This is a genomic window from Catenuloplanes japonicus, from assembly GCF_000717135.1.
Taxonomy (GTDB): domain Bacteria; phylum Actinomycetota; class Actinomycetes; order Mycobacteriales; family Micromonosporaceae; genus Catenuloplanes; species Catenuloplanes japonicus.
In genome coordinates, this window is sequence record NZ_JNXY01000021.1 from 120,727 (window position 1) to 145,968 (window position 25,242).

Annotated in this window: 24 protein-coding genes; 15 read left to right on the top strand and 9 right to left on the bottom strand. The window is 71.3% G+C overall.

The window, feature by feature from the left end; all coding sequences use genetic code 11:
• Positions 1-115 precede the first annotated feature (115 nt).
• Both OP04_RS27315 and OP04_RS27320 read right to left on the bottom strand, forming a co-directional pair.
• A complete protein-coding gene (locus tag OP04_RS27315) occupies positions 116-652 on the bottom strand; it encodes a hypothetical protein (protein WP_051799127.1) in 537 nt (178 codons plus the stop codon).
• An 86-nt stretch (positions 653-738) separates the two neighbouring features.
• Positions 739-2,301 carry a DHA2 family efflux MFS transporter permease subunit gene (locus OP04_RS27320; RefSeq protein WP_033342719.1) on the bottom strand — a complete coding sequence of 521 codons (1,563 nt, stop codon included), beginning with the start codon at positions 2,299-2,301 and terminating at the stop codon, positions 739-741.
• Between the two features lie 396 nt (positions 2,302-2,697).
• On the opposite strand from OP04_RS27320, the gene OP04_RS27325 reads away from it, so the two are divergent.
• On the top strand, positions 2,698-3,363 hold the full coding sequence (locus tag OP04_RS27325) for a hypothetical protein (protein ID WP_033342720.1): 666 nt from the start codon (positions 2,698-2,700) through the stop codon (positions 3,361-3,363).
• 226 nt (positions 3,364-3,589) lie between these two features.
• Here OP04_RS27325 and OP04_RS53630 read toward each other — a convergent pair whose 3' ends face one another.
• Entirely contained in the window at positions 3,590-4,234 is a 645-nt protein-coding gene (locus tag OP04_RS53630) for a GntR family transcriptional regulator (RefSeq protein WP_051799129.1), read from the bottom strand.
• Between the two features lie 205 nt (positions 4,235-4,439).
• On the opposite strand from OP04_RS53630, the gene OP04_RS27335 reads away from it, so the two are divergent.
• The 12 genes from OP04_RS27335 (at position 4,440) to OP04_RS27390 (ending at position 15,845) form a co-directional block, all read left to right on the top strand.
• Positions 4,440-4,856, top strand: a complete 417-nt coding sequence (locus OP04_RS27335) for a VOC family protein (protein ID WP_033342721.1) — start codon at positions 4,440-4,442, stop codon at positions 4,854-4,856.
• Between the two features lie 4 nt (positions 4,857-4,860).
• Complete coding sequence (locus tag OP04_RS27340) at positions 4,861-6,567, top strand: gamma-glutamyltransferase (protein ID WP_033342722.1); 1,707 nt, start codon at positions 4,861-4,863, stop codon at positions 6,565-6,567.
• A complete protein-coding gene (locus tag OP04_RS27345; RefSeq protein ID WP_051799131.1) occupies positions 6,564-7,802 on the top strand; it encodes an aspartate dehydrogenase domain-containing protein in 1,239 nt (412 codons plus the stop codon). The genes OP04_RS27340 and OP04_RS27345 overlap by 4 nt, the downstream gene beginning before the upstream one ends.
• Positions 7,803-7,976: 174 nt before the next feature.
• Positions 7,977-8,774 (top strand): ABC transporter ATP-binding protein, encoded by a 798-nt coding sequence (locus OP04_RS27350; protein ID WP_033342723.1) that lies wholly within the window; start codon positions 7,977-7,979, stop codon positions 8,772-8,774.
• A complete protein-coding gene (locus tag OP04_RS27355) occupies positions 8,758-9,597 on the top strand; it encodes an ABC transporter permease (RefSeq protein WP_051799133.1) in 840 nt (279 codons plus the stop codon). The genes OP04_RS27350 and OP04_RS27355 overlap by 17 nt, the downstream gene beginning before the upstream one ends.
• A 102-nt stretch (positions 9,598-9,699) precedes the next feature.
• Complete coding sequence (locus OP04_RS27360; RefSeq protein ID WP_033342724.1) at positions 9,700-10,713, top strand: ABC transporter substrate-binding protein; 1,014 nt, start codon at positions 9,700-9,702, stop codon at positions 10,711-10,713.
• 57 nt (positions 10,714-10,770) lie between these two features.
• Positions 10,771-12,081 (top strand): amidohydrolase family protein, encoded by a 1,311-nt coding sequence (locus tag OP04_RS27365; RefSeq protein WP_033342725.1) that lies wholly within the window; start codon positions 10,771-10,773, stop codon positions 12,079-12,081.
• A 30-nt stretch (positions 12,082-12,111) separates the two neighbouring features.
• Positions 12,112-13,344, top strand: a complete 1,233-nt coding sequence (locus OP04_RS27370) for an aromatic ring-hydroxylating oxygenase subunit alpha (protein ID WP_085066811.1) — start codon at positions 12,112-12,114, stop codon at positions 13,342-13,344.
• Positions 13,344-13,826: a nuclear transport factor 2 family protein gene (locus OP04_RS27375; RefSeq protein ID WP_033342727.1), complete on the top strand. Its 483-nt coding sequence runs from the start codon at positions 13,344-13,346 to the stop codon at positions 13,824-13,826. The genes OP04_RS27370 and OP04_RS27375 overlap by 1 nt, the downstream gene beginning before the upstream one ends.
• Positions 13,823-14,134 carry a hypothetical protein gene (locus OP04_RS27380; protein ID WP_033342728.1) on the top strand — a complete coding sequence of 104 codons (312 nt, stop codon included), beginning with the start codon at positions 13,823-13,825 and terminating at the stop codon, positions 14,132-14,134. The genes OP04_RS27375 and OP04_RS27380 overlap by 4 nt, the downstream gene beginning before the upstream one ends.
• Before the next feature lie 107 nt (positions 14,135-14,241).
• On the top strand, positions 14,242-14,667 hold the full coding sequence (locus OP04_RS27385) for an RrF2 family transcriptional regulator (protein WP_033342729.1): 426 nt from the start codon (positions 14,242-14,244) through the stop codon (positions 14,665-14,667).
• 17 nt (positions 14,668-14,684) lie between these two features.
• The gene (locus OP04_RS27390; protein ID WP_033342730.1) at positions 14,685-15,845 is read left to right on the top strand and encodes a globin domain-containing protein; all 1,161 of its coding nucleotides are present in this window, start codon (positions 14,685-14,687) and stop codon (positions 15,843-15,845) included.
• Positions 15,846-15,847: 2 nt separating this feature from the next.
• On the opposite strand, the gene OP04_RS27395 is transcribed toward OP04_RS27390, so the two are convergent.
• The 4 genes from OP04_RS27395 to OP04_RS27410 form a co-directional block, all read right to left on the bottom strand.
• Complete coding sequence (locus tag OP04_RS27395) at positions 15,848-17,008, bottom strand: winged helix DNA-binding domain-containing protein (RefSeq protein WP_033342731.1); 1,161 nt, start codon at positions 17,006-17,008, stop codon at positions 15,848-15,850.
• A 107-nt stretch (positions 17,009-17,115) separates the two neighbouring features.
• Positions 17,116-17,817, bottom strand: coding sequence for a WXG100 family type VII secretion target (locus tag OP04_RS27400; protein WP_033342732.1), 702 nt, complete (start codon positions 17,815-17,817; stop codon positions 17,116-17,118).
• Positions 17,814-18,143, bottom strand: coding sequence for a hypothetical protein (locus OP04_RS27405; RefSeq protein WP_033342733.1), 330 nt, complete (start codon positions 18,141-18,143; stop codon positions 17,814-17,816). Before OP04_RS27405 ends, OP04_RS27400 begins: the two co-directional genes overlap by 4 nt.
• 3 nt (positions 18,144-18,146) lie before the next feature.
• Positions 18,147-18,599, bottom strand: a complete 453-nt coding sequence (locus tag OP04_RS27410; RefSeq protein WP_033342734.1) for a YbaB/EbfC family nucleoid-associated protein — start codon at positions 18,597-18,599, stop codon at positions 18,147-18,149.
• Positions 18,600-18,680: 81 nt separating this feature from the next.
• Between OP04_RS27410 and OP04_RS27415 the strand changes: the two genes are divergently transcribed.
• Positions 18,681-19,328: a class I SAM-dependent methyltransferase gene (locus tag OP04_RS27415; RefSeq protein ID WP_232323752.1), complete on the top strand. Its 648-nt coding sequence runs from the start codon at positions 18,681-18,683 to the stop codon at positions 19,326-19,328.
• A 113-nt stretch (positions 19,329-19,441) separates the two neighbouring features.
• Positions 19,442-21,421, top strand: coding sequence for a glycosyl hydrolase family 28-related protein (locus tag OP04_RS27420; protein WP_033342736.1), 1,980 nt, complete (start codon positions 19,442-19,444; stop codon positions 21,419-21,421).
• A gap of 166 nt (positions 21,422-21,587) precedes the next feature.
• Here the strand turns inward: OP04_RS27420 and OP04_RS27425 are convergent, their stop codons facing one another.
• Entirely contained in the window at positions 21,588-23,291 is a 1,704-nt protein-coding gene (locus OP04_RS27425) for a GH39 family glycosyl hydrolase (RefSeq protein WP_232323753.1), read from the bottom strand.
• Between the two features lie 69 nt (positions 23,292-23,360).
• Complete coding sequence (locus OP04_RS27430) at positions 23,361-25,232, bottom strand: glycoside hydrolase family 127 protein (protein ID WP_033342738.1); 1,872 nt, start codon at positions 25,230-25,232, stop codon at positions 23,361-23,363.
• Positions 25,233-25,242: the final 10 nt, after the last annotated feature.

Here is a 25,242-nt window from a genome sequence, read left to right on the forward strand (position 1 = left end):
CGCCCTACTCATGCGACGACCGGTGCCCGCGGGAGCAACGCTGCTGCACCACGCTGGAAGCGGGAACATGAACTGGATCTTCGCCTTTTGCTTTGAAAGGCTTTGTGTTCGCGAATCAGCCGATCCGCTGGTAGCCCTGATCGTCCGGGGCCGGGGCCGGGGCCACCTGCTCCTGCGGGGCCGCGGCCATGCCGACCGTCCAGGCGGTGTGGGCGCCGAGGAAGACCAGGAGGGAGAGCATGATGCCCTCGATCTGGAGTGCGGTCAGCGGCATCCCCTGGAACGGGACCAGCGCGTAGACCGCGATCAGCGCGTAGATCGGGAGGCCGAGCCAGCGAAGCAGGCGCGCGCCGCGACGGGTCATCTCGTTCTCGCGGACGACCTCGGGTGACAGCATCAGGATCGAGAGCACGCCGAGCACGCCGGCCAGGGAGAACGCGGTGCGCCAGAAGGCCTGGACCTCCGGGGCGACCTGGGCGAGCAGCGACAGCGCGCCGGGGATGAGGAACTGGAGCGAGACCGTGTAGGCCATGCGCCGCACGCGCGGGCCGCCCTCGCGGAGCTGACGGCGCTCCGTGACCGCGACCCACCAGAGTCCGAGAAGCGTGAAGTTGATGCCGGCTACCGCGGCATAGAACTGACCGACGTCCATGGCGCGCGACGTTAGCCCTCCGGAAAAACGGAAAGGCCCCGGGGTCGTCAACCCCGGGGCCACACGGATGCTCTAGAGGCTGCGACCTAATGCACCATGATCGGTGCGGCGGCCGGCTGGTCGTCGTCGAGGTGTGAGACCTCGCGGCGGCGCGGCAGGAAGAACGCCGGGACCAGCGTGAACAACACCAGGCCGAACGCGACCCAGAACGTGCTGCCGAACGAGTGCGCCGCGAAGTCCAGGCCGCGCTGGATGAGCGACGGGTCGACGCCCTGCGCGGACGCCGGGTTCAGGTTGGAGCCGATCGCGATCTGCGCCTCGGTGACCGTGCCACCGTCCGGTGTAGGAACGGTCGCGGAGTCGTCGAGGTGGCTGGTGAGCAGCACCGACATGATCGCGGTACCGACCGAGCCACCGATCTGCTGCAGGATGTTCACCAGCGTGGAGCCGCGCGCGACCTCGTGGCTGGTGAGCGTCTTCAGCGCGGACGTCATGATCGGCATCATCGTGCCGCCCATGCCCAGGCCCATCACGAACAGCGAGCCGCAGAGCAGCAGGTAGGACGTGTCCGCGTCCAGCTGGGTGAACGTGAACATGCCGAGCGCGATCAGGAGCAGCGCGAACGGCACGGTACGCCCGACCGGCACCCTGTCTGCGAGCGTGCCCGCGATCGGCATGGTGACCATCGCGCCCAGGCCCTGCGGCGCCATCAGCAGGCCGGCGTGCAGCGTGGACTCGCCGCGCACCTGCAGGAAGTAGCTCGGGAACAGCAGGCCCGCGCCCATGAACGCGATGATGAACACCGTGATCGTGACCGATGCGACCGCCAGGTTCCGGTTGCGGAACAGCCGCAGGTCGAGCAGCGGGTGCTTGGGCTTGAACGAGTACAGCACGAAGCCGATCACCAGCAGCGCGCCGACGACCATCGGCGCCCACACCTTCGCGGAGCTGATCGTGCGCTCCTCCGGCAGCGACGACAGGCCGAACAGCAGCGCGGCCAGGCCGGGCGACAGCATCAGCATGCCGAGGAAGTCGAACGACTCGGACGGCTCCGGGTTGTCCTTCGGCAGCACGACGCCGGCGTAGATCAGCGCGATGATGCCGATCGGCAGGTTGATCAGGAAGATCCAGTGCCAGGTGGCGATGTCGATCAGCCAGCCGCCCAGGATCGGGCCGCCGATCGGGCCGAGCAGCATCGGCACGCCGAGCACGGCCATCAGGCGGCCGATCCGCTCCGGGCCGGCCGCGCGCGTCATGATCGTCATGCCGAGCGGCATGAGCATGCCGCCGCCGAGGCCCTGCAGCACCCGGAACGCGATGAGCACGTTGATCGAGTCGGCCAGCGCGCAGAGCACGGAGCCGATCGTGAAGAGCGCGACCGCGGCCATGTAGAGCCGTTTGGTGCCGAACCGGTCCGCCGCCCAGCCGGTGAGCGGGATGACGGTGGCGAGCGCCAGCGTGTATCCCGTCATGGTCCAGGCGACGCGCGCGTAGGTGGCGCCGAACTCCTCCTGGAACGTCGGCAGCGCCACGCTGACGACGGTCACGTCCAGGATCGACATGATGGCGCCGAGGACCACGACCCCGGCAATTCTCAAGACCGCCCCATCAAGTTTCTGTGATGTTACGGGCGCTGACTGGCTACTCATGGGCTCCCCCCGGGACACATTCGGGGCCAAGCCTAATCATTACGCGGGCTCACCCGCACACGGGTTAAAAAGCCGAAGACCCCTTTGGGGGTACGCCGTGAGCTGCGCACCATACTCTCCGAGGCCGGCCGTGCTCCGCTTTTCACCGCTGGTCACGGCGGATTTTCCAGTGACACGTGTTGCCATTGTTCCGCTTTTCGTTCACCGTTCCGAAATGGAACGCCGGGGTCGTCGCCGAGACGATCGTCACTCACGGAATAAATGACGTCCGACGATTAGGTTACCGCCGCGTCGCATGCGGGGCCCGGCCCGGCGGCTCGCTCGGTGTTTTGTATCTCGTATCCCAAAATCCGGTCGCGCTACCCCGCCGAAACATGCGGGACGGAGACTCACGGCATGACCGCCTCCACAGCCCTCGACTGGTACGCCTGGCACGCGCCCTACGACGAGCTGGTCTCGCCGCTGACCCGCCGGCTGGCGCTGGTGCAGGACCGCGTGCGCGCGTTCCTCGACACCGCGCCGGACGGCGGCCTGCGCGTGGTCAGCCTCGCCGCCGGCCAGTCCCGTGACCTGCTCCCGCTGCTCATCGAGCACCCGCGCGGCGCCGACGTGCGCGCCCGCCTGGTCGAGCTCGACCCGCGCAACGCCGACTTCGCCGAGGGCGCCGCGCTCAGCGCCCGGCTGGCCGGCGTGGACATCGTTGTCGGCGACGCGGGCCTGGTCGGCGCGTTCACCGGCGCGCTCCCGGCCGGCCTTGTCCTGGCCTGCGGCCTGTTCGACACGATCTCCCCCGGCGACGTCCCCACCACCGTCGCCACGCTGCCGCAGCTCTGCGCGCCCGGTGCGACGCTGGTGTGGACGGCCGGCGCACTCCCCGCGCCGCTGACCGCCACGGTCCGCGAGCTGCTCGCCGAGGCCGGTTTCACCGAGGCGACGATCGACGCGGGCGCGGTCACCCCGGACGGCGCGGACGCGCCGGTCGAGTTCACCGTCGGCACCGCGATCCTGACCGGCCCGCCGGCGTCGCCGGTCGCGGAAACACGCATGTTCCAGCTGCGCTGAGCAGCCGGTTCACCCCCACGCCGGTCCGCTGCCGAGGACGCGCCGCTCAGCGCGAGCGGCGCGGGGGTCGCGTGGTTCTCCGGGACCAGCGGCGGAACCGGCTCCGATCGGCGTGCCGAAGCGGAGCGCAAGCGGAGTCTTCGGCACGCCGGAGGTTTGCCCGCGGGAGCATGCGGGCTGGGCCACGCCGGAAGCGGGAAGATCTGGCCCTGGAAGGGTTTCCGGGTTATGCCGGGTCGGCCGGGGTGTGGGCCTGGTGGCGGGCGAGGAGGTGGCGGCGCATCAGGAGGCTGGCCATCTCGCCGTCGGAGTCCAGGACCGCGCGGACGATGCTGGCGTGCTCGTCCCAGGAGAGGTCGGCCGCGGACTTCTTGCCGCCGACCAGGTGGTGCACCTGGTTGCGGACCGAGCGGAGCGTCTCGATCAGGACGCGGGAGCCGCTGCCGCGGGCCAGGATGTCGTGGAAGCGCTCGTTCAGCTCGTCGAGCTGGTCGTCGCGGCCCTCGCGGACCGCGGTGTCGCCGGCCGCGAGCGCGTCGCGCAGCTCGGTGAAGACGGCGGCGTCGGCGCGTTCGGTGGCGCGGCGGACCGCGATCAGTTCCAGCGCGATCCGGATCTCGTGGACGGTCTGGAGCTCGTCCGCGTCCGGGCGGACCACGCGTACCCCTCGGCGGGGTAGCGCTTCGAGCAGGCCCTCGGCCTCGAGTTTGCGGAACGCCTCGCGCACCGGGAGGCGGGAGACCGCGAGGCGCTCGGCGATCGCGGCCTCGGTCAGGTGCGTGCCGGCCTCCAGCTCGCCCTCCAGGATCAGGCGGCGCAGCTCGACGAGAACCTCCTCGCGCAGCGGGCGGTGCCGACTGCCGACGGACACGGGGCCTCCTTGGATACAAGAACCGGTCGCGAGCGTCTCGGACGGCGTGCGGCACATCATTCCACGCGTGCACAAGACTCGGAAAGCGGGCCAAGGCCGCGGGATTCGGGTCTTCCGGCCCTGGCGACCGCGGTGAGGGAGACGAAACCCGCTGGTTACGGCGACGATCTTTGGCGGCAATCGCTCTTGGGATACAACATCCCACATGACAGAGCCACGCACGCCCGTCGTCACGGTGCAGAACCTCGACCACATCGTTCTCCGCGTCGCCGACCCGGAGAAGTCGCTGGCCTGGTACACGGAGAAGTTCGGCTTCAAGGCGCACCGCGTGGACCTGTTCCGCGAGGGCAAGGTGCCGTTCCCGTCCGTGGAGATCAGCCCCGGCACCATCATCGACCTGGACGGACGCCGCGAGGCCACCGGCACGAACCTCTCCCACTTCGCGATCGTGATCGACCCGACCGACCTGAAGGAGCTGGCCGCGTCCGGCGAGTTCCCCGGTGCGGACGGCCCGTTCCGCCGCTGGGGCGCGCTCGGCCCCGCCGACCTGATCTACGTCAAGGATCCGGACGGCCACGTCATCGAGCTGCGGCACTACGGTCCCAGCCAGGTCTCGGACTGAGATCGTGGACGCCTCCCTCCTGGCCCGGCACGCGGTCGCCCAGGGCACGCTCGGCGCGGTCGCGGCCGGTTCCCGCGCGGCCGCCGCGATCGGCGTCAGCGTGCTGCACGACGGCGGCTCCGCGATCGACGCCGCCGTGGCCGCCGCGCTCGCGGAGACCGTGCTGCTGCCGCCCAAGTGCGGCCCGGCCGGCGACCTGATCGCGCTGATCCTCCCGGTCGGCGCGACCGCGCCGACCGCGCTCATCGCCATCGGTCCGGCCGCGGCCGGACTCCCGGATGCGGCCCGCGCCGCGTCGTGGTCGGTGCCGGCGACCGGGCCGCTGTCGGTGGGCGTGCCGGGTGCGCCGCGGGGGTACGCGGCGCTGGCCGCCCGCGGACGGCTCGGCCTGGCGGCGCTGGCCGCACCGGCGATCTCCTTGGCGTCCCGGGGCATCGTGTGGTCGCCGATCTGCGCGCGGCTGGCGTCCGAGGCCGCGGCGCTGCTGCGGCGGCACCAGCCGGAGGGGACCGTCTACTCGCCGCCGGCCGGACCGATCGCGAACGGCGAGCGGGTGCGGCTTCCCGGACTGGGAGCGGTGCTGGAAGAGCTGGTGCGCACGGACGGCGCTCTCTTCGACGGGCCGCTCGGCACGGTCGTCGCGGACTACGTGACCGATCGGGGCGGCGTGCTGACGCGCGAGGATCTGCGGTCCGCGGAGGCGTCCTTCGTACCGGCGGTGGCGGGCGAGGTGGAGGGGCATCGGGTGTGGGTGACGCCGGCGCCGACCTACGGGCCGGCGTTGCTGGATGCGCTGTCCAGCGGGATGGGGGCGTCGCCTACGGTATTGCGGGCGGCGTTGGATCGGCTGGCGGCGGGGTTGCCACCTGCGGGTTTCCCGGCTTCCGCCGGGAATGACGCGGCCGGTCTCGCGAGCGCCGGGAACCGCAGCGCCGATGCTTCCCCTCATGGTGCCGGCGACGGCGCGACAACCGGCACCGGCGCAGACGGCGCGGCCGGTGGCGGCGATACCGGCGCCGGTCCCTCTGCCGTTTCCGGCACCGACGGCGCCGGTGACACGGCGGCGGAGCCGCACCGGAACATCGCCGTGGGTGCCTGGCACGCGAACGCGGACGCCCTGGCCGGCGGCACGTCCGCGGTCGCGGCCGTCGACGCGGACGGGAACGCCGTGGTGATCGTGCACTCGAACTCGTTTCCGCAGTTCGGCAGCGGTCTCGTCGTGCCCGGCCTGGACCTGGTCCTCAGCAACCGCGCGGGCCGCGGCTTCACCTGGCAGGAGGGCCACCCGAACGCGCCCGCGCCCGGCCGCCGCCCGCGCACCACGCTGCACGCCTGGGCGATCGCGGACCCGGCCGGCCGTCCCGCGCTGCTCGGCGCCACGCCCGGCGGCGAGCAGCAGGTCCCGTGGAACGCGCAGCTGCTCGACGCGCTCCTCGCGGCCGGCGCGCCGTTCGCGGAGGATCCGCAGGCCACCGATGCCGCGCTCGGCGACGCGCTGACGGCCGCACGCTGGGAGTTCACCGCGGACGGCCGGATCTCGGCGGAGGAGCAGGCGGATCCGGCGCAGGCCCCGCTGCCGGCCGACGGCTACGGTCCGGCGTTCAGCGCGCGGAGTTCGCACGTGGCGGTCCGGCTCGCGCCACCTGACGGCGACGGCACGCTCTCGGCCGCCGCCGACCCCCGCCTCGGCGCCGCGGCGGTGTCCGCATGAGCAGCCCCGCGACCGGCCCCATCGGCATGACCAGCTCTGTCGGCACCACCGGCACGATCGGTCACGCTGCCGCCATCGTCTCCGAATCGGCCATCGCCGACGCGACCGTGACGTCCGCGACCAGCTCGCCTGCCCGCACGTGGGCTGCGGGCCCGGTAGCGATGTCGGCTGCGGACGCAAATCCGGGCACGGGCCCAGGCACGACGGGCAGCACCGGCACGACGACAGACGCTGCCAGAACGCTGCGGGTCGGGCTGATCGGCGCGGGCGCGCTCGGCGGCATGCTGCGGGAACGGCTCGCGGCCGGTGCGGTGCGCGGCTGCGGCCTGGGTGCGGTGCTGACCCGGGAGTCGCGCGGAACCACGGCCGACGCGGACGTGCTGGTCGAGGCCGCGGGCGTGGCCGCGGCGGTCGAACGGGTGCCACCGGCGCTCGCGGCCGGCACCGACGTGGTGCTGTGTTCGTGTGGCGCGCTTGCGGTCCCGGAGTTCGCGGCGGCTCTCGCCGCATTGCCGGAGGCCGCGGGGCGGCTGTTCGTCCCGGCGGGCGCGATCGGTGGGCTCGATCTGTTCCGGGCGGCCGTTCGCGGCAGCGAGAGCGCAGACGTGCTGCTCACGACCACGAAACAGGCGGCCGCCCTCGGCACCGGCGGCACGGCCCGGAACGGGACCGGAGGCCTGCAGGCCACGCCCGGCACCGGGGCCGGGCCGGCGGCCAGCAGCATGAACAGAACGACCAGCGAGAACGCGGACGGCAGCACGGCCACGGATGGCGGCGGCTCGATCGCAAGCGGAGCCGCCGAGGAGATCTTTCGCGGGTCGGCTCGCGAGGCCGCGCTCGCCTTCCCCAAAACGTCCAACGTCGCCGTCGCGCTCGCGCTGGCGACCGTGGGACTGGATCGGACCAGCGTCGTGGTCATCGCGGATCCCGGGGTGACCCGGACACGGCACGAGGTGCGAGTCCGGACGGATCTCGGTGACTATCGCCTCGAGGCGGAGAACGTGCTGGCCGCGGGCTCGGGCGGGCGCACCTCGGCGGTGACCGCCTGGTCGGTGGTCACGCTGCTGGAGGATCTCGCGGCGGGCCGCACCGGCGGCCTGTCCGTGCCGCTCGGCACACCGGAGCCGAAAGCCGGCAGGAGACACCCGGAAACCGGCGGAAATCAGGAAACCCGGGAAACCCGCCGGGTCAGGAACACGCGAAACCCGGGAAACGCGCCGGAACCGCAAATGTGAGAACTCCGTCGGCCGGGACACACGAAACCAGGCCCGCAGCCAGCCACAACGGACGCCGCGTCATGGCGTCGTAACGATCAACGCACTGAGACCGCAACGTCGTCGGGATACAACATCCGAGATGGTCAGCGGGATCGTCCGGAAGACCCGCCGCCACCTGTAAGGAGCCGCCCCGTGTCTCTCGCCACCCAGCCGCGCGAGCTCGTCAGCCTCCGCGACATCTGCATCGTTCACGGCCGTGGGCCGACAGCCACGATCGCGGTCGAGGGGCTGGACCTCGACATCGGCCGGCAGGAGTTCGTCTGCATCATCGGACCCTCCGGCTGCGGGAAGTCTACGCTGCTCAAGGCCGTTGCGGGACTGCTGCCGCCGGCCAGTGTGCAGGGCACGGTGACCGTGGACGGCGCCGGCGCGGACGAGGCCCGCAAGGCCAACAAGTTCGCCTTCGTCTTCCAGGAGCCCACGCTCGCACCGTGGCGCACCGCGCTGGAGAACGTCCGCCTGCCGCTGGAGGTGGCCGGACGGAGAAAGCCGCACAGATCACCCGAGGAGCTGCTCGACCTCGTCGGTCTCAAGGGTGCCGAGCACAAGCTCCCGCACCAGCTCTCCGGCGGCATGAAGCAGCGCGTCGCGATCGCCCGCGCGCTCACGCTCCAGCCGGACGTGCTGCTGATGGACGAGCCGTTCGGCGCGCTGGACGAGCTGACCCGCGACCGCATGCACGAGGAGCTGCTCAACATCTGGAGCGCGACCGAGACCTCGGTGATCCTGGTGACGCACTCGCTGATCGAGGCGGTCTTCATGGCCGACCGGGTCGTGGTCATGTCGCCGCGGCCGGGGCGGCTGACCGCCACGGTCGGCATCCCGTTCGACCGGCCGCGCGCGCACGCGCTGAAGAGCCGGGTCGACTTCCTGGACAAGGTCAACGAGGTGCGCACCGCGCTGGAGGCCACGCATGACGATCACCGCTGACGCGACGACGAAAACGCCGGTCAAGGCCGTCATCCCGCCGGATCATCGGTCCGCGCCGGCCATGAAGATCTTCCGTGCGACCCGCGTCTGGCTGGTCCTGGCCGCGGCCGCGGTGATCTGGGAGGTCGCGGTCACCGCGTTCGACGTGCCGAAATACCTGTTCCCGGCGCCGAGCGCGATCATCGCGGAGCTGCAGGCGAAGCCGGACCTCTACCTCGGCGCCACGCTGACCACCACGATCGAGGCGTTCCTCGGCTTCGTGGCCGCGGTCGTCATCGGCGTGATCTTCGCGGTGCTGATCGCGCGGGCGCCGCTCTTCGAGGAGCTGGTGTTCCCGTTCCTCAACATCATCCGGGTGACGCCGACCGTGGCGATCGCGCCGCTGCTGACCATCTGGTTCGGGCGCGGCATGGTCCCGGTGGTGATCGCGTCGTTCCTGATCGCGTTCTTCCCGATCATCGTGCAGACCGTGCTGGGCCTGAAGTCCGTCGACCGGGGCCTGATCGACCTGATGCGCATCTCCAACGCCTCCGAGCTGGCCATCCTCACCAAGATTCAGCTGCCGAACGCGCTGCCGTACCTCTTCTCCTCGTTCCGGGTCGCCGCGCCGGGTGCGGTGGTCGGCGCGTTGCTCGGCGAGTTCCTGGGCGCGTCGTCCGGCCTCGGTTACCTGATCACGGTGGCCAGCGGGCAGCTCAACACCGCGGCCGTCTTCCTGCTCGCGGCCCTCTCCTGCGTCCTCGGCATCGTCATCTTCAACCTGTGCGTCTTCGCCGAGAAGCGCCTGGTCAAGTGGCATCCGGCCGTGGAGCTCCAAGCCTGACATCAGCGCCCGCACCCGAGTCCGCCGGACACCCCGGCGACCTCGGGCGGGATCAGCACACCCAAAAACAAGATCAAAGACTTTCCACGGTACGGAGGAATAGTGAACACCAAGCTCAGAGCCCTTACCAGCGCCCTCGGGGCAGCCACCCTTCTCGCGCTCGCCGCCTGCGGCGGTGAGGACGACGCGGCTCAGGCCGGCGGTCTCACCGAGATCAAGCTCTCCTTCGAGTGGACGTGCGAGGGCAACTGGCCGATCGCGTTCACCGGCGAGCAGCAGGGCTTCTTCGCCCAGAACGGCGTGCGCGTCAACTACGTCCGCGGCCAGGGCGGCAGCACCACCACGCCGCTGGTCGGCGCCGGCGAGCAGGACATGGCCGTGCTCTCCGCACCGCCGGTCGTGCTCGGCGCCGGCCAGGGCCTGCCGATCACCGTGGTCGGCGTGGCCGCGAACGAGTCGCCGGTGGTGATCCTGGCGGACGCGTCCATCACCACGCCGCAGGGCCTGCTCGGCAAGAAGGTCGCGGTGCAGACCGACCAGTTCGAGGGCGCGGTGTGGGAGTCGTTCCTGGCCGCGACCGGCCTGGACGCGAAGCAGATCACGGTGGTGCCGTCCGATGATGCGGCGCAGGCGCAGTTCGTCGCCGGCCAGATCGACGCGATCGTCATCTTCTACCCGACGCCGGGCACGGTCGCGCTGCAGAACGGGCGGCCCGGTGAGGAGAGCGTGCTGCGGATGCAGGACTTCGTGCCGACCTACGGGCACACGATCGTGGCGAACAACCGGTTCCTGGACCGGAACAAGGACGCGGTCAAGGGCTTCGTGAAGGCGTGGGCCGAGTCGACGAAGTACGCGGTGGCGCACCCGGACGAGACGCTGAGCCTGCTGACCGGCAAGTGCCCGGAGCTGGACGCCGCGACCGCGAAGTTCACGCTCGACGCCTACCTGGAGGCCTACAACAGCGAGTACAGCCAGGCCAACGGATACCTGGCGTTCGAGCCGGCCGGGCTGGACGCGACCGAGAAGGTGCTGGTCGCGGGCAAGCTGATGACCGACACGGACCTGGCCGAGTTCTCCAGCCAGGACTACCTGCCGAACCCCGCGATCAAGCCGTAAGCGTCGAGGGTGGGGGCGCCGGCGCGCTCCCACCCGTACCCCCGAAAGGTTTTGATCATGAAGGACGGACTGGCGGTGCTGGCCGGCACGTTGATCACCGGTGACGAACGGCCACCGATCAAAAACGCGCTGGTGTTGGTGCGGGACGGCCGGATCACGAGCGTGGGGCGGCGCGCGGAGCGGGAGATCCCGGCGGACATGACCGTGGTCGACGCGTCGGACGGCTGGGTGACGCCGGGCCTGATCGAGGGCCACGCGCACCTGACCAGCTTCGCCTCGGCGGCCTACCACCCGGATGCCACCGGGCCCTACTACGACGCACCGCCGCTGCTGGACGAGTTCGCGAAGCACGGCGTGACGACGATCCGGGACACCGGCGGGCCGGAGCTGGGCGCGCTGCGCACACTCCAGACGCACGACCGGGACTGGCCGCGGCTGTTCGGCTCCGGGCCGAACCTGGACGGGCTGCCCGGCGGGCCGTGGAAGGGCATGTGGAAGACGGACTCCGTCGCGGAGGCGGTCGAGTTCGTGGCGCGCGAGGCGGACGCGGGCGTCGACTTCATCAAGGTGTACGCGTGGATGCCGCTGGACATGATGGCCGCGGTGGTGGAGGCGGCGCACCGGCGCGGGCTGCGGGTCGCGGCGCACGTGGGCGGGCAGCTGGTGACCGCGCGGGACGCGGTGCGGGTGGGCGTGGACGCGCTGGAGCACATCCGGATCGGCCCTGAGCTGCTGAATGACGATGGGCTCTCGAAATACGCAGCATTGGAGCAGCGCCCGCGGGACGCGATGGCTGACACCCGGTACTGGCGGTACATCGACCCGGACGGCGCCGAGGCCGACGACATGATCGCGTACCTGATCGCGCACGGCACCTATCTGACGCCGACGTTCGCGGTGCACGAGGCAATTTTGCGACAGGGAATCGACCATTCCCATGCGCCGGCCGAGGTCACCGCCGCGATCAACCTGCACCGCGACGCCACCTCGGCCAAGCCGGTCAAGACGCCGGAGGAGATCGCGCTGGGCAGGGTCGAGATGGCCGCCATGCTGCGGTTCGTCGGCCGCGCGCACGACGCCGGCGTGCGGATCTGCGCCGGGTCGGACACGCCGAGCGGCTCCGTCACGCCCGGCCTCGGCATCCACCTGGAGCTGGAGCTGCTGGTCGAGGCCGGTCTGTCGCCGCTGGACGCGCTCCGGGCCGGGACAGGCAGGACGGCCGCGCTGCTGGGCCGCGCCGCGGAGCTGGGCACCGTGACGAACGGCTGCCGGGCCGATCTGCTGGTGCTGGACGCGGACCCGCTCACGGACATCACGGCCACCCGGAAGATCCGCGGCGTCTTCCGCGACGGCCTTCGCATCGCCTAGTCTTTGGATACAAAATCCCGAAGGAGAATCATGACAACCCAGCTCGACTCCGGGGTGGTCGCGCGGGTCCGCGCGATCCTCGGCGACCTGGACCACTGCACCGACCCGGTCGCCACCGCCCGTCTGCTCCCGCGCGAGGTCTACACCAGCGAGGAGTTCTGGCGGTTCGAGAAGGAGGCGATCTTCTACCGGGAGTGGCTCTGCGTCGGGCACGTGCGGGAGGTTCCCGAGCCCGGCGACCAGCTGCCGCTGACCGTGGCCGGCGAGCCGGTGGTGCTGCTGCGCGACCTCTCCGGCGACGTGCGCGTGATGTCGGCCGTGTGCCAGCACCGCGGGCACCCGATCTTCGACGGCGTGGCGGAGAAGAAGACCGACACCGGCTGCCTGATCAAGAACAAGCGGATGGTCTGCCCGTACCACAACTGGCAGTACGAGCTGGACGGACGCCTGGTCGCGGCGCCGTCGATGACCGAGACCGTGCCGGTCAAGCGGCTGCGCGAGACGATCCGGCTGCCCCAGATCAAGACCGAGATCTTCCACGGCCTGGTGTTCATCAACTTTGACCCCGACGCGAAGCCGCTGGCACCCACGCTCGCACTGCTGGACGAGGAGCTGCAGACCTGGGGGCTGGACGAGCTGGTCCCGATGCCGTTCGACCTGCGCCGCGAGCTGGCCTGGAACTGGAAGCTGCACCACGACAACGCGCTGGAGCCGTACCACACCGCGTACGTGCACCGCGGCGTGCACGAGGCCGCGCCGGCGAAGAACGCGCGCTTCGGCGAGTGGACGCCCGGCGACGGCCAGGTCATGCACCCGACGTACCTGACCAGCGAGGACGCGAGCCTGGCCAGCGCGGACGGCGGCCGCAAGTCGATCATCATCCCGGGACTCGGCACGGAGCAGCGCAAGCGCGTCATGTTCGCGTCCGTGCCGCCGCTGCTGTTCGGCATCTTCCAGCCGACCATGGTGTCGCTGTCGATCCTGCTGCCGACCGGGCCCGGCACCATGGACCTGCGCCGGGTCAACCTGTACCCGAAGTCGGCCGTGGAGTCCGAGGGCTTCGACGAGGTCTACCGGATCTACAAGGAGCGTAAGCAGGTCGCCATCGACCAGGACGCGGCCACCACGGAGGCGTTGCAGCGGGGGTACGACTCGCGGTTCGCCCCGCGCGGCCCGCTGTCCTGGATGGAGGGCAACATCCCGCACCTCAACGCGTGGCTGATCGAGCGGTACACGCGCCTGCTGGAGGAGATCGCACAGTGATGGACGCGATCCTGCAACGCCTGGACCTGCTGGAGTCCAAGGCCGCGATCGAGCAGGTGATGGTCGCCTACATGGCCGCGGCGGACCGCAAGGCGGACAAGGGCCGCCACATCGCGGCGCTCTTCACGGACGACGGCACGTGGGAGTCGGTCGGGCCGCACGGCAACCCCGGCTGGTACGCCCAGGGGCACGACGCGCTGGTCACGAAGTTCGACCGGAACGTGGACCGGATGCCGTTCGCGGCCCACTTCCTGACCAACGGCAACGTCAGCGTGTCGGGCGACGAGGCCACCGGCGCGTGGATGTACTTCCAGGCCTGCACGTACCGCGGTGACCAGCCGCTCTGGATCGCCGGCTCGTACGCCAACGACTTCCGCCGGGTGGACGGGCAGTGGCTGCTGTCCCACCTGCGCGTCCACAACTTCTTCACCACGCCGTTCGACCAGGGCTGGGTGAAGGTCGAACACATGGAGACACCGTGAGCTACCGCCATCAGATCCTGCGGAACCTGGCGTTCGGCACGCTGCCGCGCTTCGTGGAGCTGCAGAAGGAGAAGAACGCGCTGCTGATCGGGAACGGCCTCACGCCGTACACCATCTGGGCCCCGGCCTTCGGAGGTCTGCACCACCTGGTGCTGGAGGCGGCTTTCCCGTCGATGGCCGCGTTCGAGCGCGAGCACCTGGCGCAGAAGGCGATCCCGGAGATGGCGAAGCTCAACGCCGGGCAGCTGGAGTGCGTGCTGCCCGGAACCGCCAGCGACCAGCTGCAACGCGTCACGCTTCCTGCCTGATCGATCAGTCCGACGAGTGGCGTCGCGGAAGACCGCGGCGCCACTCGTGCGTGTGACCTCCGTTAAAGAGGACTCGAAAATTCCTCTTTTATGCCTAGGGTGGGGCCGTGCGCTTGAACCGATCGACCGACATCGGGTTGCGGATCCTCATGCTGACCGCGGCCCGTGGCGGGCAGCAGACCATAGAGGAGGCCGCGGCCGCGCTCGACGTGCCCCGGCACCACCTGGCCAAGGTGGTGCAGCGCCTGCAACACCTCGGCCTGCTGGAGACCGTGCGCGGGCGCGGCGGCGGCGTGCGGCTCACCGCGGAGGCCGAGGAGACCACGATCGGCGGCATCGTCCGGTCGCTGGAGGACGAGGCCGAGGTGGTGGTCTGCGACGGCGCCACGCCGTGCCCGCTGCGCGGCGGCTGCCGTCTGCGGGGCGCGCTGGCCCGCGCACAGGAGGCGTTCTACGCGAGCCTCGACGAGGTCACGCTCGGTTCACTCACCGGCACGCCGACCGGACCGATCCTGCTGTCCCTCGGCAGATGAAGAACCCTGGAGGAACCATGCTCTCGGACGCGAACACGCCCATCATCCGGGCCACACTGCCCGTGGTCGGCGAGCACCTGGAGGCGATCACCGGCACGTTCTACGACACGATGCTCGGTGCGCACCCGGATCTGCTGAACCTGTTCAGCCGCAGCGCCCAGGCGACCGGCGAGCAGAAGCAGGCGCTGGCGGGCGCGGTGGCCGCGTACGGCGCGCACCTGGCCGGCGTCGGCGTGCTGCCGGAGTCCACCGTGGACCACATCGTGGAGCGGATCGCGCAGCGGCACGCCGCGCTCGGCATCCGCCCGGAGCAGTACACGCTGGTCGGGAAGTACCTGCTCGGCGCCGTCGGCACCGTGCTCGGCGACGCGGTCACGCCGGAGATCGCGGCCGCGTGGGACGAGGTCTACTGGCTGTTCGCGGTGCGGCTGATCGGCCGGGAGGCGCGGCTCTACGCCGGTGCGGGCGTCACCGACGCGGACCCGTTCCGCCAGGTGACCGTGCTGGCGCGCGAGCAGGCGGCCGCGGACACGGTGTCGTTCACGCTGTCGGACAGTACGGATTTCCAGCCCGGCCAGTACCTCAGCGTCGCCGCGGGCCTGCCGGACGGCACGCGCCAGATCCGGCAGTACTCGCTGTCCGGCGCGCCCGGGGAGCGGCTGCGCATCACGGTCCGGCACGTGCCGGGCGGCGCGGTCTCCGGCTGGCTGCACGCCTCCGTGCACGCGGGCGACACGCTGACGGTCAGCCCGCCGTACGGCGACCTCACGCTGCGGCCGGGCGTGGGACCGTTGCTGCTGGTCAGTGCCGGGGTGGGGATCACGCCGATCGCGTCGATCCTGGCGCACGTGGCGGCCACCCAGCCGGGCCGGTCGGTCACGGTCGCACACGCGGAGCGCACGGCGGAGCGGCACGCGCTGCGCGAGTGGATGGACACGCACGGCGCCCGGATCCCGGACTTCGACCACCGCGTCTGGTACGGCGACCGGATGGACCCGGAGACGCTGCCGGTCGCGCCGGAGACCGAGGCGTACCTGTGCGGGCCGGTGCCGTTCATGCGCGGGGTCCGGGCCGCGCTGATGGCCCGCGGCGTGCCGACCGAGCGCATCCGGTACGAGGTCTTCGGCTCCGATCAGTTCCGGACCGCACCCGTGCCACACGTGGTCCCGGCAGGCTGACCTCAGACCGGCGCGGTCTTCATCGCCGGTGACTTGTAGAGCGAGTTGACGCGGAAGCCGCCGAGCCAGTCCGTCAGGCGGGCGGCCTCCGCGTCCAGCATCGCGCGCTCCTCGGTGGACACGGCCTCGACCAGGCGCAGCTCGACCACGCCGGCCGGGTCCTGGGTCCAGACGCCCACCACCCGGCCGTTCGCCCAGGCGGTGGTGCCGGCGTTGCCGCGGGTGTCGAAGATGAGCTGCTTGTGCGGGCCGAGGTAGAAGTCGCGGCCCTGCCAGCCCATGATCGTCGGGTCGAGCACCGGGAGCAGCGCGGCCCACGGGCCCGGGTCCGGCACCTCGTCCACGTCGTCCGGGAGCAGCCAGCCGGTGCCGCCGCCGTCCAGCGAGACCTGCACGGCGCCGATCTCGGCGAGCGCGGCCCGGACCACCGCTTTCGTGGAGCCGAGCCACCAGACCAGGTCCGCCTCCGTGCCGGGGCCGAACGAGCGCAGCCAGCGCCGGACGATCTCGCGGTAGCCGTCGGCCGCGCCCGGCCACGGCGGCATCGCGCCGAGCCAGTCGCGCATCGGCGTCCAGCGCGGCCGGGACACGTGCCAGCCGCCGGTGTTCGTGCCGCGGACCAGGTCCGCGGTGAGGCCGAGGTGGGTGAGCACGCGGGACGCGGACCACAGCTCCGCGCCCTCCACCTTCACGTCGATGAACGGCACGGCCTTGCGGATCTCCTGGGCGGGCAGCCCGCCCGGCAGGCCGTCGAGCACGGCCAGCACCTCGGCCCGCGCCCGGTCCAGCCAGGCGTCACCGTCGGTGGTGATGCCGGTGAGGACCACGTCCTTCGCCATCCGGGCCCGTTCGGTCGCGGCGGCGCGCGCGGACGCGCTCGGCCACGCCGAGGGCAGCAGATCCCTGGGGAAGACGAAGAGGGTACGCCGCATCGCCAGCTGTTTGACCAGGCTGCGCGCGGTGTAGAGCGCGTCGTCCACGTCCGCCCGGGTGAGCCCGTCCACCCGCGCGTGACAGGAGAGGTAGACCGTGGGCGGCTCGGTCGCGTGCAGCACCGTGACCGCGCGCGTGGCCTCCTCCGCCGACCCGGCCCGGAACCCCGGTGCCAGCGCCTGCCTGACCCCGAGCCGCGCTCGCCGCTCCCCGTCCCCCACGTGCCGCATCGGAAAATCCTGTCACACCGCGGGTTTGCCCTTGCGCCCACGGACGGTGAGCCGCGGGAGCCGCGGAACCCGACCCGCCGGAAGCGGGAGATCCGCCCTTGAACTGATCAGCCGTTGACGATCTTGGAGAGGTTGGTGAGGCTGGTGACCAGCGCGGTGGTGTAGGTGAGGATGCGGCCGGCCCACTTCAGCACCGCGGCCACGATCTGCGCGGCGATGACCGGGATGGTGACGACGAAGATCGCCTCGACGGCCCAGACGATGACGCGGGCGACCAGGTCCGCGATGAGGTCGCGGACGATCTCGCGGGTGAACTGCACCAGGTTGCCGGCCGCGGTGGTGGCCGCGGCCATCGCGATCGAGACGCCGCCGAGCGCGCCCACCGCGGCCACGTTGTGGCCCATCAGCGACTGGTAGGCGTCGGCCGCGTGACCCGCCCAGTCCGGCACGTCGCCGGCCAGGTGCGACTCCAGGTCGACGGCCATCTGCTGCAGCGCCGTGGACATGTTCTCCCAGGTGCCCGCGTGCGAGGTGATCACGTCGGGCATGCCGGTGAGCGCGTCCAGCATCTCGCGGAGCGGCTCGAAATATTCCATCGCCCAGCCGAGGCCGTTGGCGAGCAGCGCGCTGAACGGGTCCAGCACGGTGGACGCCACGTCCAGGCCGAACGCGGCGCCGGCCAGCAGGCCGTCGACCCAGTGCTCGTCCGCGATGGCGCGGTGCAGGTCGACGTAGCCCTCGGCCAGCGACGAGCCGGTCCAGGCCTCGCGCGACGACTCGACCGGTGCGACCAGGGAATCGTCGCTCATTGGTACGTCGCCCCGAGTCGGCTGCCGATGCCCTTCATCGAGGACTCGGCGTCGGACTCGACGCCCTCGTAGCCGTCCGCGGTCTGCCGGAGCAGGTCGGCGGCGATGCGCAGGTTCTCCTCGACGTACGCGATGATCTCGTCCTGCGTGACGTGCCGGCCCTCCAGCAGCCCGGAGATCCAGCCGCAGAGCAGCCCGTACGCCTGGTCGTCCTGCCGGATGTGCGTGCTGGCGTCCTTGACCGCGCCGAACCGGTCCCGGATCGCGTCGATGTTGGCCGCGTGCGCGCGGATCTGGTCCGCGTCGGCCTCCCAGCCCTGAGCCATGCCCTACCCCCGCCAGCCGTGGCCGTCGTAACCGGACCCGGGCTGCCAGCCCGGATCCTCCGGCTCGGGCCGCAGCTGCCGGTCGACGCGCTCCGCGATCGCGCGCGCGGCCGGCGACTCGGTGCCCACCGTCTCCGCGATGATCTCCTGCGAGCGGTCCGCGACCTTGCCCTTGGCCAGCCGGATCGTGTCCATCACCGTGCGCGCGAGCACCTCCGGCGTGACCCGCTGGATCTGGCGGGTCAGCTTGAGGTCGAGCAGCGCGCCGGTGGAGTCGATCGTGACCTCGACGAGCCCGTGCTCGTCGGCGAGCGTCACCTTGAGGTCGCCCAGCCGATCGCTCATCGACTTCGTGTCGGACGCGAGCTTCTCGATCCGGCCCTTCCAGGCGCGCATCCGATCCATGGCGCCATCGGGATCCAGAATCCCGCCCCCGCCCAGAGCCCCGGTCTCCATGCGCCTCCTCTCACCTGCCCGCGATCGCCGCGGACATCGTATGTGCCGATCGCCAGTCCGGCGGCCGGTAGGGTCCCGGCCGTGAGCGCACACCATGACATGATCCGGACGAACTATGACACCGTGGCGGCGGGCTACGCCGACCTGCTCGCCGACCACCTGGCGGGCAACGCTGCCGACCGGGCGGTGCTCGGGCTGTTCGCCGAGCTCGCGGGCACCGGCGGCACCGTGGCCGACCTCGGCTGCGGCCCGGGACGCATCGCCACGTACCTCTACGGACTGGGGCTGACGGATCTGCTCGCCGTCGACCTCTCCCCCGCCATGATCGCGGAGGCGCGGCGGCGGTATCCGGGGCCGCGCTACGAGGTCGGCTCCATCGACCGGCTGGACGGCATCGCCGACGGCGGACTGGCCGCCGCGATGGCCTGGTACTCGATCATCCACACGCCGCGCGAGCTGGTCCCGGCGCTGCTGACGGAGTTCCGCCGGGTGGTGCGGCCGGGCGGCCCGCTGCTGCTGGCGTTCCAGTCCGCGGATCCGGGGCTGCCGGACCACCGGCACATCGAGAGCGCCTACGGGCACGACGGGCTCGCGCTGGACGCCTACCGCTGGGATGCCGGCGTGGTGACCGGGCTGCTGGCGGACGCCGGGTTCACGGTGCGGATCACCACGGTGCGGGAGCCGGAGGGGTTGGAGCCGCAGCGGCAGGTGTACCTCATCGCTGTCTGATTGCGGTGTTATGACCGCAAGAAGACGACGAGATTACGGAAAAGTCTTGCGGAGGGTCCTGCGTGCTTCGTAGGGTCGGGCGGCGCCGACCCATCGATGAATCGAGTCACACCATGGTCTCCTCGCGCCGCCGCGCGGGCCGGGTGATCGCGACCGCCGCGCTCCTCTCCGGTCTCGTCGCCGTCCCCGCCCCCGCATCCGCCGCTGTCACGCCGTCCCCGGTCACCCGCGCCGCACTCGACCCCGCCCTCACGGCCGGGCGCGGCGCGGACGTGCCGTTCCTGGAACAGGAGGCGGAACGCGCGGCCACGAACGGCACCGTGATCGGCCCGGGGCGGGACGCCTACACGCTGCCCGCGGAGGCGTCCGGGCGCAGCGCGGTCTCGCTCGCGCCCGGACAGTGGGTGGAGTTCACGCTGCCGCGCGCGGCGAACGCGATCACGGTGCGGTACAGCATCCCGGACTCGCCGGGCGGCGGCGGGATCACCGCGCCGCTGGCCGTCACCGTGAACGGGCGCGACGCCCGCACCATGACGCTGACCTCGGAATACTCGTGGCTCTACAACCAGTACCCGTTCACGAACGACCCGGGCGCGGACCTGCTGCACCCGGACTGGTGGATCACGGAGTGCGGGTGCGTGCCTTCTTCGACGGTGCCGGCGCCGGTGATCGAGAAGCCGTTCCGGCCGAGTCACTTCTATGACGAGCAGCGGATGCGGCTTTCCAGAACCTACGAACCAGGCGACAGGGTACGACTGACCGCGTCCGATTCCGCGGCCTGGACCGTGATCGACCTGCTCGACTCGGAGCTGGTCGGGGCGCCTCGGGTGTTGCTGAGGGCCGCGAACGTGCTGGCCTTCGGCGCGGATCCGACCGGGCGGCGGGATGCGGCGCCGGCGATCGAGCGGGCGATCGCGTTCGCCCGGGGTGCGCGGTTGCCGGTCTATCTGCCGCCGGGGACGTACCAGGTGAATCGGCACATCATCGTGGACGACGTGACGATCGAGGGTGCCGGGAACTGGTACACGATCGTCAAGGGCCGGTCGGTGGCGCTGCCGACGCCCGCACCGGACGGTTCCACGCACACCGGCGTCGGCTTTTACGGCAATAATTCGCGAAATGTCCAGCTCAAGCACTTCGCGATCGAGGGGGACGTGCGGGAGCGGATCGACAAGGACCAGGTCAACGGCGTCGGCGGGGCGATGAGCGACTCCACGATCGAGGGCCTGCACATCCGGCACACCAAGGTCGGCCTGTGGTTCGACGGCCCGATGACCGGCACGCGCGTGATCGGCAACATCATCGTCGACCAGATCGCGGACGGCCTGAACTTCCACGTCGGCGTGACCGATTCGCTGGTCAGGAACAACCTGGTGCGCAACTCCGGCGACGACGGCCTGGCCATGTGGTCCGAGACGACCGCGAACGCGCGCAACACGTTCGACCGCAACACCGTGCAGACGCCGGTGCTGGCCAACGGCATCGCGATCTACGGCGGCACGGACACCACGGTCTCCCGCAACCTGGTCGCGGACCCGATCCGCGAGGGCAGCGGCCTGCACGCGGGCTCCCGGTTCGGCGCGCTCCCGTTCGCCGGCACGCTGCACTTCACGGACAACACGACGGTACGGGCCGGCACGTTCGAGCTGAACTGGAAGGTCGGGCTCGGCGCGCTCTGGATCTACGCGCTGGAGAGCAGCATCTCCTCCGGCATCTCCGTCACCGGCAGCCACTTCCTGGACAGCACGTACAACGCGATCATGCTGGTCTCGGACTGGCCGGTGAAGGACCTCTACGCGATCACGAACGTGCACGTCTCGCACACGCGCGTGGACGGCACCGGCACATCCGTGCTGAGCGCGCGCGTCGCGGGCTCGATCACCATGTCCGACGTGGACGCGCGCAACGTCGGCGCGGTCGGCGTGAACAACTGCGGCAGCTTCAATTTCACCCCGCAGGGCTCCGAATTCTCCGTGACCGACGGCGGCGGCAACGACGGCGGCTGGCTCGCCCCGTGGATGCTGCCGAACACGATCACCTGCGACGACCGTCCCCCGGTGGTGGCCCCGCCGGCGCCGTCACCGTGGCGGTGAGCGCGGCCGGCGCGTGAGCGGAGCGGCAGTCCCGCCTCCGCGGGCGTGACCAGCTTACGCCGGGCCCGAAGGACGTCCCCGAGCGCGTTGTCCATCCACCCACGGCAGGTCACCGGCGATCACCCCTGCGGGGACCCCCTGCGTGACCGCAGGGGGTCCCCGTCCATCAGGTCACCTGGATGTAGTCGATCTCCGCGTAGCCGGTGCCGCCCGCGAAGAACGGGGAGCCCTTGGCCAGGCGGATCGCGTTGTAGCCGGCGCGGAGCGAGACCGTGGTGCTGACGGTCGCGCCGAACGTGCCCCAGGCGGAGGTCGGCGGGTAGCTGACCGTGGACCAGGCGCCGCCGTTGTAGGCGAGGCCGTGGGTGGCGGTGGCGCCGGTCGCGTTCGCGTAGCCGATCGTCATCGTGTAGGCGCGCGCGGCCGGCACGTTGACGATGAAGTCCAGGTAGCTGGCCGTACGCGGGTCACCGGTGTTGTCCAGCTGGCCCACGTAGGCCCCCTCGGACGCGGACGACGACGCGTGGATGTTGGCCCGGAAGATCGACGCGTTCTCCGCCTCGTACCGCTGCTGGTAGGCGGGCACGCCGCTGACCGGCTGCACCAGCAGGTGGTAGGCCCGGGTCGCGTCCATGCCGGAGACCGGCACCGAGATGGCACCGCCGCTGACCGTGTACGTCGACACCGAGTGCACGGTCGGCGCGCTCACCGCGGTGAACCTGCCCGACTGCGGCACGGACTCCAGCGTGACCGAAACCGTGCCGCCGAGCGCGCCCAGCCCGGTGAGCCGCACCGTGTTCGCGCCCGCCTCGTCGCCGAACACGACGTCGACGCGTTTGCGGGTGCTGTCGTAGGAGGCGAACCCGTCCATCCGGGTCTGCGACGGCGGTGTGGTGACGACCATGTTGCCGCTCATGTCGCCGTACCACTTGTACGGCCACCACGTGCCCGTCGGTTGCGTGTTGCCGGTGACCAGGCCGTTCACGGTGCCGTACTCGTACCAGAACGCCCGGTCCGCGGCCTCGACCCCGCCGCGTTCGAGCTTGGCGATGTAGCTGACCATCCGGCCCGGGTTGTCGACCTCGGTGGGCGTGCCGTACTCGTTGATGAAGATCTGCCGTGGTGAGATGCCGAGCGAGGACTCCATCGCGCGGTACTCCGCGATGTGGGCCGCGATGGCCCCCTGCCCCTGCAGCTCGTGCCAGACCACCAGGTCGGGCAGCACGTTGTTGTCCCGGGCCACGGTCAGGAACGAGCGCATCCGCTCCGGGAACCAGGCGGAGTCGCCGGGGCCGGCGATCGGCGTGAGCGTGTCCAGCGTGCGGATGCGCTGGACCGTGCGCACGTAGCCGGCGTTCCAGTCACCGGCGGCGGACGTGTTCCAGGTCCAGTCCGGCTCGTTCCAGATCTCCCAGGCCGCGACGTTGCTGACGCTGGTGGCGGCCAGCCTCGCCCGGACCATGGTGTCCACCTTGGACAGCCAGTCGTTCCAGCTGACCCACTTGTAGGGGAAGTCCGGGTAGATGTCCGGCATGCGGATCACCTGCGCGGCGCCGACGCGGTCCGCCTGCGGGGCCACCAGCAGCGCGTCACCGCCGGGCGGCTGGCCGTTCGGCTTCTGGCCCACACCGGGTGGCGGCTGGGTCAGCGTGTTCATCTTGATCGGCAGCAGCGTGGAGTCGGCGGGACGGCCGTTCTCCGCGAGCGCGTAGAGCCCGCCGGAGGCCACGTGCGTGACCGGGCGGAACGGTGAGCCGACCGCGACGGTCAGCGTGGCGCCGGCGGCCTGGGCCGGGGCCGCCGGCGAGCCAAGAAGCAGGACGGCGCCGGCGAGGACGAGCGCCGGCAACCTCTTTCTGTTCTGGGGCACGGGATGCACCTCAATCGTGTGGATGGTGTCGCCGGGCCCGCGGGGGCGGTGGGGCAGGCCCGGATGTTCCTACGGCGCCATCGGGATCCAGACCCGCATCGGTCCGGGGGCCCGGTTGGCCCACAGGAAGTAGGGGATGGCGGTGAGCGCGACGGCCGCTTCCGAGGCCGGCGTGAACACGGCGCGGTAGGGATCGCCGCCGGCCGGCGTGCGCACGCTGCCGGTGGTGACGAGCGTGGCGGGCGCGAAACCGTCCCGCCGGACCTCGATCGGCGCGCCCGCATCGAGGTGCAGATCCTCAAGAACGACGCCGGGGTGATCCGCGTGTTCGAGGCAGTAGACGACCGGGCCACGCGCGAGGACGGCGGAGCCGCGCACGGCGTCGATGCGCGGGTGCGCTTGCAGAACCCGCGGCGGCATGTCCAGACTCAGCACCAGCCGGTCACCCGCAGACCACGCCTTTCGCACAGGAACAACACCGTCCTTCGCGGGTACGCCGTGCGCCTCCCCGTTGACGGTCAGCGCCCACGACGTGCACCAGGACGGGATGCGCAGCGAGATCGTCCGCTCCCCGCCCGGGGCCGCGGTGACGTCGATCGTGACCGTGCCGTCCCAGGGATAGTCGGTGGCGATCCGCAGCTTCAGGCCGGCCACTCCGACCTCCCCCGCGCCGTAGAGATGCAGCTCCACACCGCCCGCGGTCCCGGTCGCCGCATACGCCGGGAGTGAGGCCAGCAGCCGGGCCAGGTTCGGCGGGCAGCAGGCGCAGGAGTACCAGGGCAGCCGCTGCGTCGGCGCGTCCTCGTTGGACCCGTCATGCCCGGTCCGCAGCTGCAGCGGATTGGAGTAGAAGAACGTGACGCCGTCCGCGCCGGTGCTGCACGCGATGCCGTTGTAGAGCAGCCGTTCCATCTCGTCCGCGTACCGGGCGCGACCGGTCGCCAGCAGCAGCCGCCAGGACAGCTGGAAGCTCGCGATCGCGGCGCACGTCTCCGCATAGGCGCGGTCGGCCGGCAGCTCGTAGGGGTCGCCGAACGATTCGTCCCGGTGCCGGGAGCCCTGGCCGCCGGTCACGTAGGTCTTCGTGCCCAGCGCGGAGTCCCACAGCCGTTCGGCGGCGGCGAGCAGCGTGACATCGCCCGTCTCCACCGCCACGTCCACGGCGCCGGCCAGCAGGTAGAGCTGCCGTACCGCGTGGCCGGTGGCCTCGTCCGCGTCCCGTACCGGCGCATGGTCCTGGTAGTAACGGGGTCCCAGCTTGTCGTCGCCGAGCAGGCCGTGGCCGCGCAGGTCGACGAACCGGGTGGCGAGCGTCAGGTACGGCCGGTGCCCGGTCACCCGGTACAGCTCCACCAGCGCGGTCTCGATCTCCGGATGCCCGCAGACCGCGTCCTCACCGTCCACGCCGTAGCGCGTGACCAGCAGGTCCGCGAAGCGCCGGGCCACCTCCACGAGCCGCGGGGACGTGCCGGTGCGGGCTGCCGCGACCGCGGCCTGGATCAGGTGCCCGGCGCAGTACAGCTCGTGGCTGAACCGCAGCTCCTTCCACTGCCGGTCCCGGTGGTCGGTCTGGTAGTACGAGTTCAGGTAGCCGTCCGGATCCTGTGCGGTGGCCAGCAGCGCGGCCGTCTCGTCCGCAAAGGAGGCATGCGAGCCGTTCCAGGCCGCGGCCTCCAGCGTCTTGTAGATGTCCGAGTCGGCGAACCAGTACCCCGCGAACGGCGAGTCACCCGCGTCCCCGATGACGCGATGCAGGTTGGTCACGTTCCCGGCCTCGTCCAGCCGCGCGATGCTGTGCGGCAGCGTGGCGTCCGCGTTGCGGCGGTGCCACGCGCCGAGCAGGCCCCGCGCGTCGAGCCGCACCGCGCCGAGGCTCAGCGGGCGCAGCGCCGTGATCGCGTCCGCGGTGGGCACGGCCGGGGCGATGGGTTGTTCTGACATCGCTCTTCTT

Coding starts and splice junctions, on each gene's coding strand:
- OP04_RS27320 (WP_033342719.1), bottom strand. CDS start 2,301: ATGAGTAGCCAGTCAGCGCCCGTAACATCACAGAAACTTGATGGGGCG.
- OP04_RS27325 (WP_033342720.1), top strand. CDS start 2,698: ATGACCGCCTCCACAGCCCTCGACTGGTACGCCTGGCACGCGCCCTAC.
- OP04_RS27420 (WP_033342736.1), top strand. CDS start 19,442: ATGGTCTCCTCGCGCCGCCGCGCGGGCCGGGTGATCGCGACCGCCGCG.
- OP04_RS27315 (WP_051799127.1), bottom strand. CDS start 652: ATGGACGTCGGTCAGTTCTATGCCGCGGTAGCCGGCATCAACTTCACG.
- OP04_RS27355 (WP_051799133.1), top strand. CDS start 8,758: ATGACGATCACCGCTGACGCGACGACGAAAACGCCGGTCAAGGCCGTC.
- OP04_RS27400 (WP_033342732.1), bottom strand. CDS start 17,817: ATGAGCGACGATTCCCTGGTCGCACCGGTCGAGTCGTCGCGCGAGGCC.
- OP04_RS27375 (WP_033342727.1), top strand. CDS start 13,344: ATGGACGCGATCCTGCAACGCCTGGACCTGCTGGAGTCCAAGGCCGCG.
- OP04_RS27405 (WP_033342733.1), bottom strand. CDS start 18,143: ATGGCTCAGGGCTGGGAGGCCGACGCGGACCAGATCCGCGCGCACGCG.
- OP04_RS27395 (WP_033342731.1), bottom strand. CDS start 17,008: ATGCGGCACGTGGGGGACGGGGAGCGGCGAGCGCGGCTCGGGGTCAGG.
- OP04_RS27365 (WP_033342725.1), top strand. CDS start 10,771: ATGAAGGACGGACTGGCGGTGCTGGCCGGCACGTTGATCACCGGTGAC.
- OP04_RS27335 (WP_033342721.1), top strand. CDS start 4,440: ATGACAGAGCCACGCACGCCCGTCGTCACGGTGCAGAACCTCGACCAC.
- OP04_RS27390 (WP_033342730.1), top strand. CDS start 14,685: ATGCTCTCGGACGCGAACACGCCCATCATCCGGGCCACACTGCCCGTG.
- OP04_RS27410 (WP_033342734.1), bottom strand. CDS start 18,599: ATGGAGACCGGGGCTCTGGGCGGGGGCGGGATTCTGGATCCCGATGGC.
- OP04_RS27345 (WP_051799131.1), top strand. CDS start 6,564: ATGAGCAGCCCCGCGACCGGCCCCATCGGCATGACCAGCTCTGTCGGC.
- OP04_RS27370 (WP_085066811.1), top strand. CDS start 12,112: ATGACAACCCAGCTCGACTCCGGGGTGGTCGCGCGGGTCCGCGCGATC.
- OP04_RS27430 (WP_033342738.1), bottom strand. CDS start 25,232: ATGTCAGAACAACCCATCGCCCCGGCCGTGCCCACCGCGGACGCGATC.